Source organism: Allorhizobium sp. DMC15 (genome assembly GCF_056314065.1).
Window position 1 is genome coordinate 1,232,549 of the sequence record NZ_JBQUZB010000001.1, and the last position, 15,180, is coordinate 1,247,728.

The window sequence follows — 15,180 nt, forward strand, 5'->3', positions numbered from 1 at the left end:
GGTGGCCTCCGGCCCACCCCCCTCTGTCGGCTACGCCGACATCTCCCCCACAAGGGGGGAGAGTGGCGGCCAGCGTCGTGCCTGCCAGTTTGAACGCTGACGCGCCTGCAGGCCATCGACGGAACGCGCCGAGCGCAGCCGCCTTCCGCTCTCCCCCCTTGTGGGGGACATGCCCGGCAGGGCAGAGGGGGGTAACCAAGTTCTCCGCCGCGGCCCAGGCAGGGCAGAGGGGGGTAATCCAGTTCTCCGCCGCCGCCCAGGCAGCGCAGAAGGGGGCGCCGAAGCCCCGCAGCGCCACAGCGATGGAGGCCCCGCGATGAACACCCTGATCTTCCGCACCTTCGCGCCCTTCCTCACCGCGCTGATGCTGCTGTTTTCGATCTTCGTCCTCCTGCGCGGCCACAACGAGCCGGGCGGCGGTTTCATTGGCGGGCTGATCGGCGCCTCCGCCTTTGCCATCTACGGGATCGCCTTCGGCGTCCAGGCCGTGCGCCGGGCGCTGTGGTTCCACCCGATGTCGATCGCCGGCTGCGGCCTGCTCTTGTCGACGTTGTCAGGCTTCGTCTCCGCTCCGCTCGGGCTTCCCTTCATGACCGGCGTCTGGATCTATCCGACCCTCTTCGGCGTCGAAGTGCCGCTCGCCACCGTCATTTCCTTCGATGTCGGCGTCTATCTCGTCGTCGTCGGCACCTTCACCTCGATTGCGCTGGCACTTGAAGAAAGGGACGACGCCTGATGGAAGCGCTTTTCGCCCTCGTCGTCGGCATCTTCTTCGCCGCCGCGCTTTATCTGATGATGTCGAAACACATCATCCGCATCCTGCTCGGCGTGGTCCTGCTCGGCAATGCCGTCAACATGCTGATCTTCACCTCCGGACGCCTGACGCCCTCCATCCCGCCGATCATCCCGGGGGGCGAAACCGTGCTGCCATCAGGCACCGCCAATCCGCTGCCCCAGGCGCTGATCCTCACCGCCATCGTCATCTCCTTTTCCTTCTTCTGCTTCCTGCTGGTCCTGACCTGGCGCGCCTATCAGGACCTCGGCACCGACAACACCGACGACATGCGCGTCGCCGAGCCGGTGGATGACCCCGCACCGCCGATGGGGTACTGAGGATGGGCAGTGTTGGAATTGTGATGGCTGGCGTTGCTCGCCAAAACCCCCTCTGGCCTGCCGGCCATCTCCCCCACAAGGGGGGAGAAGACTCGTGGCGGCCTTGCGGACCCAATCTGCAAGGGCGTACCGTGAGACAGCGCCGCCGGGTTAAGCCCTCCCCCTTGTGGGGAGGGTTTGGGAGGGGCCTTGTTTCACCCGCCATCGCCCACCGCATACCGCCCACCGCATCGCATGGAGGTCCCGCCTGATGGCAAGCCCCGCCACCACCGCCGTCGACCTTTCAGCTGCCCTCGTTGCCGCCCCGATCGAGCCCGCCCAGTGGCTGGCGATCCTGCCGATCGGCCTTAGCCTCGCCGTCGGTGCCGTGCTGATGATGATCCGCCACCGCACCGACTGGCATCCCCCCGTCACGCTCGCCGGTCTGGCGCTGCTGGTGCTGGTCGATGCGATGCTCTTGGCGAAGGTGCTGTCCGACGGCCCGCTCACCATGATGATGGGCCGCTGGCGCCCGCCCTTCGGCATTGCCATCACCGTGGATCTCACCGGCGCGCTGCTGGCGCTCGCCGCGGCCATCGTCGCCTTCTCAGGCGCGCTCTATGCCCGTATCGACATCTCCACCAGCGGCCGCCGCTACGGTTTCTATCCGCTTCTGATGGTGCTGATGGCCGGCGTCTCCGGCGCCTTCCTCACCGGCGACCTCTTCAACCTCTATGTCTGGTTCGAGGTCCTGCTGATCTCGTCTTTCGGCCTCCTGATCCTCGGCTCGGAACGCCAGCAGATCGACGGCGCGCTCAAATATGCCGTTCTGAACCTGATCGCCACGACCCTGTTCCTGATCGCCACCGCCTATCTCTATGCGATCTTCGGCACGCTCAACATGGCGGATATCGCGATCAAGGCGCCGGCTCTATCGGGCACGGCGCCGCTGATGACGCTGGCCGCCCTCTTCGTGCTCGCCTTCTCGATGAAGGCCGCAGCCTTCCCGGTCAATTTCTGGCTGCCCGCCTCCTATCACACGCCACGCGTCGTCGTGCAGGCGCTGTTTGCCGGCCTGCTCACCAAGGTCGGCGTCTACGCACTCCTGCGCGTCATGGTCATGCTGCTGCCGATCGAGCGCGAGGCCCTGAGCTTTGCCATTGCCGTCATGGCGGCCCTCACCATGATCCTCGGCGCCCTGGGCGCGCTCGCGCAAAACGACATCCGCCGCTTTCTCGGCTTCGTCGTCATCGCCGGCATCGGCAACATCCTGGCCGGGATCGCCATGGGCGGTGCCGTTGCGGTGGGGGCGGCAATCTTCTACGCGCTGCATTCGATCCTGCTGATGACCGCCCTTTATCTCGTCTCCGGCGAGATGGGCCGGCTCACCGGGCATTTCGGCCTTGATCGCCTCGGCGGCCTCTGGACCACGGCCCCAGTCTTCGCGGCAATCTCCCTGGCGCTCTTCTTTGCAGCAAGCGGCCTGCCGCCCTTTTCCGGCTTCTGGCCCAAGGCGATCCTGGTCAAGGCCGCCCTCGACATCGGCGCCTGGTGGCTGGCGGCAAGCGTCTTGCTGTCCGGCTTCCTCACCACCATCGCCTTCGGTCGCCTCTTCCTCTTCGCCTTCTGGCGCCCGCTGCCGGGCGCGGTTGTGGCTTCGCCCGCAACGCTTGGCGGCCCGCCGCCGACAGCCGTTCCTTCGCTGTCGCTCGCCCGCACGGAAAACCGCTGGCGGCTCGCGCCCATCGTCCTTCTTTCGGCCTTCGTCATCGGCTTCGGTCTCTTTCCCGAACGCCTGATCCTCGCCACCCAGCAGGCAGCCGCCGACCTGTCCTACCCGACGGCCTATATCCGCTCCGTCTTCCCCGAAGGAGGTGTCCGGTGACCGCGACCGCAATCGCCGTTCTGATGGCCGTTGTCTGGGCCATCGTCTCCGGCAGTTTCTCGCTGCACAATCTGCTCTTCGGCTTCGCGCTGTCGCTGCTCACGCTGTGGCTGTTGCGCGGCCATCGCCCGGGATCGGGCGGAACCAGCCGGACGCTGCGCATCCTCTCTTTGCTGTGGCTGTTCCTCGTCGAACTTGCCAAATCCGCCTGGCGTGTCGCCATCATGGCCATCCGGCCGACGCTCGATCTCCGGCCCGGCATCTTCGCCTATCCGCTCCGGGTGACGGGTGATTTCCAGATCAGCCTGCTGGCCAACCTGATCACGCTCACCCCCGGCACGCTTTCGGTGGACGTCTCCGACGACCGGGCCACGCTGTACATCCATGCCGTCGATTGCACCGATGTCGAAGGCGCCCGCCGGGACATCGCCGACGGCTTCGAGAAGAAGATCATGGAGGCCTTTCCGTCATGACGCCCGACCTGATCGTCGACACCGCCGGGCTGTTCGCGCTGGCCGTTCTCGTTCTCGCAACGCTGCTCACCGTCTGGCGCGCCGTGGTCGGCCCGACCCTTCCAGACCGTGTCGTTGCGCTTGATATGCTCGTCGGCATCGTCATCGGCTTCATCGCCGTGATCGCGCTTCGCAGCGGCTATACGCTCTATATCGACATCGCCATTGCGCTCGGCCTCGTCGGCTTTCTCGCCACCGTCGCCTTTGCCCGCTTCATCCTCGCAAGAGGAACCACGCGCGAAGGGGCAGGGCAGGGCACAACGACAAGCCCGCCGTCCGGCGGCAAACGGCAGGGCAAGTCCGCAGCGAGAGCCGCGACGACCAAGGGAGGCAAGGCATGACCGAACCGCTGCAGATCGTGCTCGCGCTCGTGGTTGCCGCGCTCATGGTGGTCGGTGCGCTCTTCTCGCTGGTCGCCTCGATCGGCCTTCTGCGCTTCCCGGATGTATACAGCCGCATGCATGCAGCCTCCAAGGCCGGCACGGTCGGCTCCGGCCTGCTGCTTCTCGCCGTCGGCATTCATTCCGGCGACCTCGCCACCTTCGGCCGCGCCTTCGCCGGGATCGTCTTCTTCGTCCTCACCGCGCCGGTCGCTGCCCATCTTCTGGCCCGCGCCGCCCACAAGGCGGGTTACAGATTGTCGGATGCATCGGTTCGTGATGATATGAATAAATAGGAAATCACTGCTGATCAGAAGTTACGTCAATTGCACTTCTGCAATCGCTGCGTTGGCAGCATTCTTCGCAGACAAACTAAAGTGTAATAAAACGGCTTTGCACCTGTTACATTTAGTAGAAATAGCGGGTGGACATTTGACGGCAGAGTGATAATCACAATGCCCAGGAGCTGATCTGCTGTTTTTCACGCTCCATCAGCGCATTTTCGGCTTGGCTATTGTAGACGCACAAGTATTCTCCGAACAATGTGGTGGTGTTGGGCGGCGGGTTCCCTCAGGAAGCCGGAGGCGGATCTGTCATCATTGGGGGTGAACTGTGTCGTGTACCTGTTCTGGTTAGGGCCGGCAGGTGCAGGTTGATTTTTTTTTGTCACGCGCTTCGGCGGACGTGCGTGATCCTTGATTAGGAGAATGACATGAGTGAAGTAGAACAGGGCCCTGGACAGCAGTTGTTGGTCGAACTGACGGCAGACATCGTATCTGCCTATGTCAGCAACCACGTCGTGCCGGTCACCGACCTCACCAATCTGATCGCCGACGTGCATCAGGCCCTCAGCAACACGTCCTCGCCGGCGCCGGCGCCCGTCGTGGTCGAGAAGCCGAAGCCCCCGGTTCCGATCCGCAAGTCGATCGAGGATGACTATCTGATCTGCCTGGAAGACGGCCAGAAGTTCAAGTCGCTGAAGCGCCACCTGATGACCCACTACAACATGACGCCGGAAGAATACCGCGAAAAGTGGGGCCTGCCGGCCGACTATCCGATGGTCGCCCCCGCCTATGCCGAAGCGCGCTCGCGCCTCGCCAAGGAAATGGGCCTCGGCCAGCGCCGCAAGCGCGGCAAGTAAGCCAGCAGCCTCCGGGCGCTGCAGACGAGATCGGCCGGACCTTCGGGTCCGGCCTTTTTTGTATGGATGGCGTGGAAAATATTCCTACATGCTGCAATGCCAGAGTGCCGACCCGTTCGCCTTGCAGACGGCGTGAGCCGCTAAAACGGCTCGCGCAAGCTCAAGGGGGCCTCGGCTCGCTTTTCTATTGGGGGAAGGGGTTTTCTTTGAGGTGGGGAAGGAAGGGGGCGGGATGAAGGCTTCCGGTTTGCGCCAATTGCGGTCATTGAACGGAACGCCTTTGAGTTAGGAAAGCTGGTAGTGCAGCCGCACACATCCTTTGTCGAGCGTCTTCGCGCTGATCAGCTTCGGGGTTGATCTGAAGCCAGTCGGCGGGAAAAGAGAGCGACCACCGCCAAGCAGCTCGGGGATGATGTAGATCTCGATTTCGTCGAGCGCGCCACGTTCCATGAACGCCATCTGCAGCATCCCCCCGCCTAGCATCCACACATCACCATCACAGAGCCTTCGAAGCTCGGCAATTAGGTCGTCAACATTGTCTCTGGTCTCAAGTGTGCCTTTGGGATTTTCGATGGGCCGTGAGGTTGCAACGATGACCCGTTGCTCGCCGTAAGCCCAAGGTGCTGAATCTTTCGCGATGAAGTCGTAGGTGCCGCGACCCATGACGATCGTGCGAATGCCCTTCACGAAGAGACGGTAGTCATGCTCGCCTAAGTCCATTCCGTCGTATTTGAACAGCCAGTCGAGTTTGTCGTTCTCGTCTGCGATGAAGCCGTCCAGACTGGTTGCTATGTACCCAACGATCTTTGCCATCAACGCCTCCTTGATTTATAACCGAATGTACGTTTATATATTGCCATGACGAGGCGCAAGACAATTTCCGATGAACAGGTCCTCGACACCTTGTTCGAGCTAATGATGAAGACAGGACCCGATGGTTTGACCTTTGCGCGTGCGGCGAAGGCTTCAGGCTTGTCGGCGGCGACACTGGTGCAACGCTACGGCAACCGTGAACGCATGGTCGAGGCGACCCTCCTGCAGGCGTGGGACCGGTTGGATGCTGAGACCAAAGCTGCAGACCTCGAAGAGGATCTATCGCCTGAGGGAGCCATCAACCTTCTAATGCGGTTGATGTCTCCCGACACCGCCGAGCGTGATGCCACTGATGGGCTTCTTCTGCTCCGAGAGGACATACGAAACCCGAGACTTCGCAAGAGGGGCGCAGCGTGGGGACGCGTTTTGGTCGCAGCACTGGGACGACGGCTGTCTTCAGACCCACAGGAGGCGAGTATTCTGGGCTGGCAGATGGCCGCCCTCTGGCAGGGAGTGCACACCTGGTGGGCGTTCGATCAGACGGTGCCCGCAGATCGTGCGATTCGGCAGGCTCTCGAGGCTTGGCTTAAACGGCTTTGACAGTCGGCACCGGAAGACATTCAACGAAAGCGGCATTTTGCTCAAGCTGCACGGTGGCGGCAGGCCTCGGAAAGCAGACGCGGCAACATTAAGGACGTGAATGCGCCAGGAACTGCCCTTGCAATGGATGTGGTAGTTGTTTCTGCTCGAATGGAGGGTTCACAATGGGCACGCCGAAACTCTTGTCGGGAGGGAACCCACAAATTCCCAAGGGCGAAGGTGATGGCCCCGTTCAGGCGTATATTGAAGCAATGCCAGGTTGGAAGCATGAAATAGGAAGGCAGCTTGACGACCTGATCAACGCTGTCGTTCCTGATGTCCAAAAGGCCGTGAAATGGAACACACCCTTCTATGGTGTTCCTGACAACGGATGGTTCGTGGCCTTCCACTGTTTCGACAAGTACGTCAAAGTGACCTTCTTCAAGGGGGCGTCACTGTCTCCGCCGCCTCCGGTCGCCTCCAAGCAAGATGAGATACGCTATGTGCATCTTCATGAAGATGAACCCGTCGATGAGACGTTGTTGAGGAATTGGCTTACCCAAGCAGCCCATTTGCCAGGTGCGGAGCTGTAGCCTTGATGGCTCAAACTTGCGGCGGAACTGACCTTACTCGCCGGCTTGGGGCCAAATGCGCCCCCTTTATCCGTTTCCGCATGCGCCGCTGGACGAGGTGATCCGGCATGATCCGGCACAGATTGGGCATCACCGACCGCTCCCACAAGTGATAAGCATCCCTCAAATTCAGGGGTTCCTTTCGCACCAATCTCTGCTAGCAATATAGGAAGAAAATCCTATTTGGAGCGTGTCATGCAGAGTAGACCCCTGACGCCACCCGCCTTCACCCTCCGGCCGGTCTCCGGCACCCCTTCGGATCCGCCTGAGGCCCGACATGCGCGCGCAGACGAAGAGCGCAACGGCCGCGACCCTGACGCGCGCGCCGATGACGACTGCGATGGACCTGCCCGGCCGCTGACATCCGAACGACGGCTGCTCTGCATGATCGTCCGCCAACTTACGCAGGAACTGCTGACCGCCGTGGGCATGGAGACGGAAGGGCCCGGCCGCCGCCGCGCGGTCGGTCATGTCCGCCAGGTCGCCATGTATGTCTGCCATGTCGCCTATTCCATGCCCATGGGCGAGGTGGCCCAGGCTTTCGGCCGCGACCGCTCCACGGTCGGCCATGCCTGCCGCATGGTCGAGGACCGCCGCGACGATGCCGCTTACGACGGCTTCGTCACCATCATCGAGCGCATGGCAAGCGCCGTCTATCTGCTCGCAGGCCGCCGCCCATGACCCGGAAGACCGATATCATGCCCGCCAAAATCCCTGTCCTCCCACGCGGCACGCGCTCTGCGCCCTCTGCTCCCGGTGCGGTCGCCAAACATCCGCCGCGCGCACGCCCGCTTGACAGCGCTGTCGACCGCAACCGTCTGAAGCGCGTCAAAACGCTTCTGCGCCGGGCCCTTGATGGCCCGCTTCTGCCGTCTGCCGATCCTGACGCCGCTCTGCTCGGCCGCCTGGTTGCCGAAGGTTTGCTGGAGCCCCGCGATGGCCGGCTTTATGCGACGCGGGAGACCGCCGCCTATCTGCGCCGCGCGCTCTGCGATCAGGCCGGCGATCCCTTTGCCGATCAGCATCGCACGCTGGAGGCCCAGACCCTCGTCACGCCGGAAGGCCGCCGGCCGGTCCGCCGCAACCTGGCGGAATCGCCGCTCTTCCCGCTGTTGCGGCTGAAGGAGAAGGATGGCCGTCCCTTCCTGACGGAGGATGCCGTCGCCGCCGGCGATCGGCTTGCCGCCGATTTCGAATATGGCAATCTGCAGCCGCGCATCACCGCCAGCTGGCAGCCGCGCCTGTCGAGCAAGGCGAAGGGGGCGGCCCCGCAAGGCCCCGATCTCGCCGATAGCCGCATCGCCGCCCGCGCCCGCGTCAACCGCGCGATTGAGGCCATGGGGCCGGAACTGGCGGGCGTGGCGCTCGACATCTGCTGCTTCGGCAAGGGGCTGGAAATCGTCGAGCGTGAACGCCAATGGCCGGCCCGCTCGGCCAAGCTGATGCTCCGCACCGCGCTTATGGCACTCGCCCGCCACTACACCCCGCCGCCACCAAAACCGCGCACCCGCCACTGGGGCGACGACGGCTTCCGGCCGGAGATGCTGTGAGGGCAGTAGACGGCTCCCTCGTCGCCGTGTCGTGCAGCGCGGCAGAACTCACGCCATCCGCCGCGCCGCCTCTTCGCGAATGCGTTGGATCATCGAACGCAGCCCGTTGGCCCGCTGGGCCGTCAGGTGTTCCAGCAGGCCGATCTGCTTGAACAGCTCGAGCGCATCGAAGGCGACGACCTCTGAAGCCGTCTTGCCGGAATAGGCGGCGAGCACGATGGCCACCAGCCCGCGCACGATAAACGCGTCGCTGTCACCGCGAAACGTCATCACCGGATCGGCGCCATCACCGGCCGAGACCGACAGCCACACTTGGCTGGCGCAGCCCTGCACCTTGTTTTCGGCGGTTTTTTCCGCATCCGGCAGATCGGGCAGCGCCTTCCCCAGTTCGATGACATAGCGCATCCGGTCCTCCCAGTCGTCGAGAAACCCGAAGTCGTCGATCATCGTAGAAAGTGTGGTCATGGCGCACCCGTTTGTTCCGTCCGCCCCATATAGGCCAGCCGGGCCGGGAAATGAACCGTCCGGGAGGAGGAAAGACTAGGACAATCACGGTGTCGATGGACACTTTGCTCAGCAAACCTCGTCCACCACAAAGAAAAAGGCCGCGAGACAAACATCTCGCGGCCCGGCAAATGCCGATAGTTTACAGTTTAGGGACAGGCAGACAGGCATCCCGGACCCACCAATGCGGGGAAGGGATGCAAGGAGGAGGGGCGGCAGGCGCCCCGCAATTCTTCGTATCTCAGGCCGGGTCGCCTTTGCGGCGGTGTCCGGCTCGGATGTCACCGCTCAAGGCTTGGGCGGCGTATAGGGCTTGGGCAGGTTCTTCGGTCGGGCACTCGGAACCACGGTTCCCGTGACGATCGTCTCGGCTTCCGTCGCATGCACTTCCGTTGCCGCAAGAGCAGGGGCGGCATCCGTCTCGACTTCAGGCTTCACGATTTCGACCATGCCCTTCTTCGGCAGGGGCGTTTCTTCGGCCAGTTTGGCCGAACCGTCCTCGGTGAACTGCTTGTCGAGCAGCTGATAGGCGACGAGTGCGCCCTCGCGGGCCCGCTGGCCCAGCGCCTGGAAGGTCTGCTTGCCTTTTTCGCAGACGTCCGGCTTCTCGACGCAGAGCGAACTCATATAGGCATAGGCGTCGGTCGCAGCCGCAAAGGCGTCGCTGATCTCGAACGTCGCGCCGCCTTCGGTTTCTTCCCGCGGCGGGCTGCCGAGATAGGACAGCGCCACGAGCGCCACCGAACAATAGAAAGTTCCCTTGATCAGAAACCACATGGTGTCACCGATATCCCTGTTGCCGGTCGTTGCCGGGCTCTGTCGGGTTTGTCCCGAACTCGTGATCTGGACCCTAGGTTCGATTCGCGAAAATCGCTTTTCGAAAACCCCGCGCTTTCGAGCCGAATTCGATTAAAATGCGACCGATCGACGGTTGTTCGCCACCTCCCGTCAAAGTTTAGCGAATGCCGTTAAGCATAAGTGTGGCGGAGCCTCGACAATCCACCGCTTTTGGCCGCCACGTCGCGCCGCAAGTGTTAACGCCATGCTGAAAAATGGAATGATTTCAGCAATTACGCTCCGTTAACCATAGAATGGAAAGCCTGATACACCTGTCCCGTTTCGGGTCGGAACGGCCGCTGCAGCGGCTTTCGGCGGCTTAGCCTTATCTATTCCTTAAGCGCGTCCGGCCTATGGTCGGCTCGTGAAAAGAGATGAACCCATCGCGGATTTCTGGCGTGGTTGTATTGCGTAAAATGTCGGATGCTTGGACGATGGCGATGGACGCTGCGCTGACGCGCGTCCTCGCGGGCGAGCCCGGAACGCGCGTCGCCGATGCTGCCGAACTGGCAATCCTGCGCCGCCTGACCGCCGCATTCCTCGCCGGCCTCGTGGTGCTGCCGGCCGGTCTCTCCGTCCTGATCGGTGCCGCCGCCGGCCTTCCGATCGGCGTTTCGCTCGCCGTAAGCCTCTATCTGATCGCAGCCGTTGCCCTCGTCGCCGGCAGCCGCTTCGGCGCTGGCATCCCCGCCCGCCAAGAAGGTCCCGCAGCCGACCTCGTCGTCGACCCCTGGGATTACTGCCCGGGTCTCTTCCTCACGCTCGATACCGCCGGCATTGTGCGCGGTGCAGGCGGGCGTGACCGCGAGATGTTCCTCTCTTTCCTGCGCGAGCCGCTGTCGCGGCCCTTCGTCGAACAGGTCCATGTCTCCGACCGTATCGCTTTCGCCCGCGCGCTTGACGAGCTGCGCCTGGGTGCCGATGTCGTCGTCATCGATCTGCGCCTCGATCGCCCCGTGCTTGGCCTCGATCAGGCTCAGTTCCTCAATGTCCGCCTGGATATGACTGCCCTTCGCGACGCCACGGGCCAGCTTGCCGGCGTTCGCGCCCAGATGCTCGACATCGAGGGCGAAATGCAGATGCGCGAAGCCGTCAGCCGCAAGGAGCATGAGGCCCATGCCGCGCATGAGCTGAAAAGCCGCTTCCTCGCCGCCGTCAGCCACGAGCTGCGAACGCCGCTCAATGCCATCCTCGGATTTTCCGATATTCTCGCCGGCGAATATTTCGGCAAGCTCGAAAACGACCGCCAGCGCGAATATGTCCAGCTCATCCGCCAGTCCGGCGCCCATCTCCTGTCCGTCGTCAACACCATGCTCGACATGTCGAAGATCGAGGCAGGGCGTTACGAGCTGATGCTGGAGAGCTTCGACGCGGCCGCAACACTGACCGAATGCGAACGCATGCTCTCGCTGCAGGCCTCCGCCAAGGGCGTGAAGCTGTCCAGCCGCCTGCCGCGCGGCTTGGGCGAGATCACCGCCGATAGCCGGGCGCTGCGTCAGATCGTCATCAATCTCCTCGGCAATGCCATCAAGTTCACCGAAGCCGGCGGTGCCGTCACCCTGGATGCTGTCCGGCGCGGTTCCGATTTCGTCGTCTCCATCAGCGATACCGGCGTCGGCATCGCCCCGGAGAAGATTGCGCTCCTCGGTCGCCCCTTCACCCAGATCCAGGACGACCTCAATCGCCATCACGAAGGGTCTGGCCTGGGGCTATCCCTGGTCAAGGGCTTGACTGCGCTGCATGGTGGCACCTTTATGATAGAAAGCCGCAAGGGCGAGGGCACGGTCGTGACCGTGACGCTGCCCGCTGACGGTGCCGGCGCACTTGCCGCCGACGAGGACAACATGGTCGAGTTCCCGCCGCGCCTGTCGCAGCAGGGCCCGACGGGAGAGGAACGCGGGAAAGCAGTCACGCATGACCAAGCGGAAGCGAAAATCGCCTGAGAAGAAAAGGCCGGCGCTGAAGGCGCTGTCGCTGCTTCTCGCCGGCGGCACGGCGCTTGCGCGGCTGGCCGGGCGCTATCCGCGCTCCGTCGCCGGCCTCACTCTGTTTTCGCTGGTGTTCGGGACGGTCGCGGCCAATGCCTTGTGGTATCAGCCGGGGCAGCATCCGTCGCCCTTCCTGCGCACGCGCGACGCCTCCGATTTCACCGCTCTCGCCGGCATGCCGAAGAGCCCGCTGCTCGAAGCGCAGGATCCTGCCAGGGTCACAACCTTTAAGATCGAGCGCGAAGGTGAGGGCGGGACGGATGGCCCCGCCGACGCCGCCCCGTCGACAGCTGCCGGCCTCCAACGGGCCGCCAATCCCGCAGCCGATGCTCAGGCCGCACAGCTGCCGGCTGCCGCCAGCGAAACCGCGGCCCTCATCCGCCAGGTCCAGGCGGAGCTCCTGCGGCGCGGTCTCTACCAGGGAGAGCCCGATGGTGTCGTCGGCCCGCGCACAGAAGCGGCCATCGCCGTTTTCCAGAAGACCGTCGGCATGGAGGCGAACGGCCTCGTCAGCCCCGAATTGATCGCAGCGCTCGCGCTTGACCGCAACGTCACCGCCGCCGTCCCGGCCCAGCGCCCCGCGCCCGAAGTCTCGGCTCCCTCTGAAGATCCCGTTGCTGCGGCCATCCGCAGCGCCGAAACCCGTGTCGTCACCGCCCCGCGCCGTCCGGTCACCGCCCCCGGTACCGGAGCCGCCCGGACCGTTGTCCCGCCTCAGGATGTGAAGCCGGCCCTCGACCAGCCGACACCGGTCCAGCAGGCAAGTTTCGATCCCGGCCTGGTCATGGAAATCCAGCGTGGCCTCTCCAACATGGCCTACAAGGACGTGACCATCGACGGCGTGCCCGGCGAGCAGACCCGCGCCGCCATCCGCCGCTTCGAGCGCCACTACCAGCTGCCCGAAACCGGCGAACCCAGTGCTGCCGTGCTGAAAAAGCTCAAATCCATCGGCGCCCTCTGACCTTTTCGTCGTGCTGCTCCCCATTCCGCCTGGTCCTTTCGTCTAAGCGAAATGTAGGGATCGCTGAAGCAATGACTCGTTAAGCATAAGTTCGGCATACTTCCTCGATTGGAGGAGGAGTTGTCCATGAGTGCCGCGATGTATGCTGCGACCGTTTCAGCCTTGGATCGACACCCGTTGGACGGGGAGGGCGAGGGAGACTTGTCGCCCGCAGCCTCCGTAAGTGACACGGTTCAGCGCCCCGACGCCGCAGCAGATGCAGCGAAACTGCGCGGCATCGTCGAGCGGCTGGCAAACGAGGCCTCGACGCTCGGCGTCGACCTCGTCGACATCGCCGGTGCCATCCAGGATGTGGCGACGGTGTCGAAGCGCCATGCCGGCACCTTTGACCAGATCACCCGCACAGCACTGTCCATTGCCGAGACCAATCGCGACGTGGCCACGTCCCTGCGCGAGACCGACCAGACGGCTGGCGAGGCCCGCCGCATGCTGAGCGACAGTGCCGGCCGGCTGGCAGGGGCCGTTGGCAAGATCGATACCATGGTCGAGGCCTCCGAGGAGATCGGGACCGAGATCGGCAGTTTTTCCCGCTCGCTGGCCGAAGTCGACAAGGTCGCCGAAGAGATCGGCACGATTGCCCGCCAGACCAATCTTCTGGCGCTCAATGCCGCAATCGAGGCCGCCCGCGCCGGCGAGGCGGGCAAGGGCTTCGCCGTGGTCGCGGCAGAGGTGCGTGCGCTGGCACTGCAGACCTCCCAGGCGACCGGCGCCATCCAGCAGACGCTGAGCGAGCTCCGCCAGAAGATCATCCGGCTGACCGAAGCCGGTCGGGGTGCCACCGATAGCGCCCGCGATGTCCGCGAAACCTCCCAGGCGATGAACGCCTCCTTCGGTGCCATGGAAGGTGTCATCACCCGCATTCTCGACGGCTCCTCGGCGATCTCGGCCACGACGGACCGCGTCGATCGCCAGTGCTCGGAATTCGTCGCCACGCTCGACACCATGGCCGGTGAGGTTCGCCAGTCCGACCACAACCTGCAACAGACGGCCGGCCGCGTCGACAAGGTGGTTGCGCTGTCGGAAACGCTGATCCAGCTCACCGCCAGTGCCGGCATCGAGACTGCCGACAGCCGCTGGATCGAAACGGCAGTTTCGATCGCCGCGCAGATTTCTGAAACCTTCCAGCGTGCGGTCGACAGCGGCCGCATTCGCATGGCCGACCTCTTCGACCGCAACTACCGCCCGATCCCCGGCACCGATCCGGTACAGATGATGACCGCCTTCACCGAGTTCACCGATCAGGTCCTGCCGGCGATCCAGGAGCCGGTCACCCAGCTCTCCGACCGGATCGGCTTCTGCGCCGCTATCGATGACAACGGCTACCTGCCGACCCATAACAAGAAATTCGCGCAAGCCCAGCGCCCCGGCGACACAGTGTGGAACACCGCCAACTGCCGCAACCGCCGCATCTTCAACGACCGCGTCGGGCTGGCCGCCGGCCGCTCGCAAGCCCCCTTCCTCGTCCAGACCTACCGCCGCGACATGGGCGGCGGCCAGTTCGTCCTGATGAAGGACATCTCCGCCCCGATCACCGTCGCCGGCCGCCACTGGGGCGGCTTGCGGTTGGCCGTGAAGGTGTAAAGCGAGCCAGCATCCTGAGGCGCTTTCCCATGGCGAGAGCCCGAAGGGGCTGCTCCTCTGTAACGTTTGCAACGGGCCCAAAATCGCGCTAAAAGTGTGTTGAAGTTGTGGAGGCCACCTCATGGAAGTGGCAGTCTACATACTCCGCTGCAGCGATGGATCTTATTACACTGGCCTGACCAAGCAGGAGGTCGAGGCGCGATTGTGGGAGCATAACACGGGAATTTACGATGGCTATACAGCCAGGCGGCGTCCCGTGGAACTTGTCTTCATTGAAACCTATGACCGCATCGTGGATGCAATCGCCCGAGAGCGTCAGATCAAGGGATGGAACCGGCGGAAGAAGGAGGCGCTGATCGCCTATGCCTATGAAGCGCTGCCGGACCTCTCCCGTCGAGGCCCCGTGCACCAAGTGTCACCGCCGCCCGCCCTCGTCCTTCGAGGGTCGCTTGCGCTCCCACCTCAGGATGAGGGCTGATCGCTCACGTCGCGGCAACCGAACCGATAGCTACCACCCTCATCCTGAGGTGCCCTCACCACGCGAGAGCCTCGAAGAACCCGGCCCAATCTACCGCCCTCATCCTCTGTTGCCCCCGCACAGCGAGGGCCTCGGAGGACTTGCCCCCAATCTCCCACCCTCATCCTGAGGTGCTCTCGTAAAGCGA

17 protein-coding genes and 1 pseudogene are annotated in these 15,180 nt (G+C 63.7%); 15 read left to right on the top strand and 3 right to left on the bottom strand.

The genetic code is table 11. The features are described 5' to 3' along the window. Positions 1-316: 316 nt before the first annotated feature. From ACT53S_RS06015 to ACT53S_RS06045, 7 genes are all read left to right on the top strand, one after another. Positions 317-736 (top strand): Na+/H+ antiporter subunit B, encoded by a 420-nt coding sequence (locus ACT53S_RS06015; protein WP_142070051.1) that lies wholly within the window; start codon positions 317-319, stop codon positions 734-736. Continuing rightward, entirely contained in the window at positions 736-1,113 is a 378-nt protein-coding gene (locus ACT53S_RS06020; RefSeq protein ID WP_113378781.1) for a Na+/H+ antiporter subunit C, read from the top strand. Before ACT53S_RS06015 ends, ACT53S_RS06020 begins: the two co-directional genes overlap by 1 nt. Positions 1,114-1,363: 250 nt before the next feature. Further along, the gene (locus ACT53S_RS06025; RefSeq protein ID WP_476066279.1) at positions 1,364-2,977 is read left to right on the top strand and encodes a Na+/H+ antiporter subunit D; all 1,614 of its coding nucleotides are present in this window, start codon (positions 1,364-1,366) and stop codon (positions 2,975-2,977) included. Beyond that, positions 2,974-3,450: a Na+/H+ antiporter subunit E gene (locus ACT53S_RS06030; RefSeq protein WP_113378783.1), complete on the top strand. Its 477-nt coding sequence runs from the start codon at positions 2,974-2,976 to the stop codon at positions 3,448-3,450. The genes ACT53S_RS06025 and ACT53S_RS06030 overlap by 4 nt, the downstream gene beginning before the upstream one ends. Further along, positions 3,447-3,830: a cation:proton antiporter gene (locus tag ACT53S_RS06035; RefSeq protein ID WP_476066280.1), complete on the top strand. Its 384-nt coding sequence runs from the start codon at positions 3,447-3,449 to the stop codon at positions 3,828-3,830. The genes ACT53S_RS06030 and ACT53S_RS06035 overlap by 4 nt, the downstream gene beginning before the upstream one ends. Continuing rightward, complete coding sequence (mnhG, locus tag ACT53S_RS06040) at positions 3,827-4,165, top strand: monovalent cation/H(+) antiporter subunit G (RefSeq protein ID WP_476066281.1); 339 nt, start codon at positions 3,827-3,829, stop codon at positions 4,163-4,165. The genes ACT53S_RS06035 and mnhG overlap by 4 nt, the downstream gene beginning before the upstream one ends. A gap of 416 nt (positions 4,166-4,581) precedes the next feature. Continuing rightward, positions 4,582-5,010: a Ros/MucR family transcriptional regulator gene (locus ACT53S_RS06045; protein ID WP_113378786.1), complete on the top strand. Its 429-nt coding sequence runs from the start codon at positions 4,582-4,584 to the stop codon at positions 5,008-5,010. A 285-nt stretch (positions 5,011-5,295) separates the two neighbouring features. Here the strand turns inward: ACT53S_RS06045 and ACT53S_RS06050 are convergent, their stop codons facing one another. Continuing rightward, entirely contained in the window at positions 5,296-5,823 is a 528-nt protein-coding gene (locus tag ACT53S_RS06050) for a dihydrofolate reductase family protein (protein ID WP_476066282.1), read from the bottom strand. Between the two features lie 45 nt (positions 5,824-5,868). On the opposite strand from ACT53S_RS06050, the gene ACT53S_RS06055 reads away from it, so the two are divergent. The 4 genes from ACT53S_RS06055 to ACT53S_RS06070 all read left to right on the top strand — a co-directional run bounded on the left by ACT53S_RS06055 (position 5,869) and on the right by ACT53S_RS06070 (position 8,584). After that, entirely contained in the window at positions 5,869-6,423 is a 555-nt protein-coding gene (locus ACT53S_RS06055) for a TetR/AcrR family transcriptional regulator (RefSeq protein ID WP_476066283.1), read from the top strand. Between the two features lie 164 nt (positions 6,424-6,587). Then, the gene (locus ACT53S_RS06060) at positions 6,588-6,995 is read left to right on the top strand and encodes a DUF1801 domain-containing protein (RefSeq protein WP_476066284.1); all 408 of its coding nucleotides are present in this window, start codon (positions 6,588-6,590) and stop codon (positions 6,993-6,995) included. Positions 6,996-7,229: 234 nt separating this feature from the next. Continuing rightward, positions 7,230-7,715 (top strand): helix-turn-helix domain-containing protein, encoded by a 486-nt coding sequence (locus tag ACT53S_RS06065; protein WP_476066285.1) that lies wholly within the window; start codon positions 7,230-7,232, stop codon positions 7,713-7,715. Positions 7,716-7,732: 17 nt separating this feature from the next. Next, complete coding sequence (locus ACT53S_RS06070; RefSeq protein ID WP_476066286.1) at positions 7,733-8,584, top strand: DUF6456 domain-containing protein; 852 nt, start codon at positions 7,733-7,735, stop codon at positions 8,582-8,584. Positions 8,585-8,632: 48 nt separating this feature from the next. Here the strand turns inward: ACT53S_RS06070 and ACT53S_RS06075 are convergent, their stop codons facing one another. Further along, positions 8,633-9,049: a SufE family protein gene (locus tag ACT53S_RS06075; protein ID WP_476066287.1), complete on the bottom strand. Its 417-nt coding sequence runs from the start codon at positions 9,047-9,049 to the stop codon at positions 8,633-8,635. A 327-nt stretch (positions 9,050-9,376) separates the two neighbouring features. Next, complete coding sequence (locus tag ACT53S_RS06080; RefSeq protein ID WP_476066288.1) at positions 9,377-9,865, bottom strand: DUF5330 domain-containing protein; 489 nt, start codon at positions 9,863-9,865, stop codon at positions 9,377-9,379. A 500-nt stretch (positions 9,866-10,365) separates the two neighbouring features. Between ACT53S_RS06080 and ACT53S_RS06085 the strand changes: the two genes are divergently transcribed. The 4 genes and pseudogenes from ACT53S_RS06085 to ACT53S_RS06100 all read left to right on the top strand — a co-directional run. Further along, the gene (locus ACT53S_RS06085; RefSeq protein ID WP_476066652.1) at positions 10,366-11,868 is read left to right on the top strand and encodes a sensor histidine kinase; all 1,503 of its coding nucleotides are present in this window, start codon (positions 10,366-10,368) and stop codon (positions 11,866-11,868) included. Further along, positions 11,840-12,874, top strand: coding sequence for a peptidoglycan-binding domain-containing protein (locus ACT53S_RS06090; protein WP_476066289.1), 1,035 nt, complete (start codon positions 11,840-11,842; stop codon positions 12,872-12,874). Before ACT53S_RS06085 ends, ACT53S_RS06090 begins: the two co-directional genes overlap by 29 nt. Before the next feature lie 126 nt (positions 12,875-13,000). Beyond that, on the top strand, positions 13,001-14,515 hold the full coding sequence (locus ACT53S_RS06095; RefSeq protein ID WP_476066290.1) for a methyl-accepting chemotaxis protein: 1,515 nt from the start codon (positions 13,001-13,003) through the stop codon (positions 14,513-14,515). A 121-nt stretch (positions 14,516-14,636) separates the two neighbouring features. Continuing rightward, a pseudogene (locus ACT53S_RS06100) lies at positions 14,637-14,912 on the top strand (GIY-YIG nuclease family protein); the annotation flags it as partial. Between the last annotated feature and the right edge of the window lie 268 nt (positions 14,913-15,180).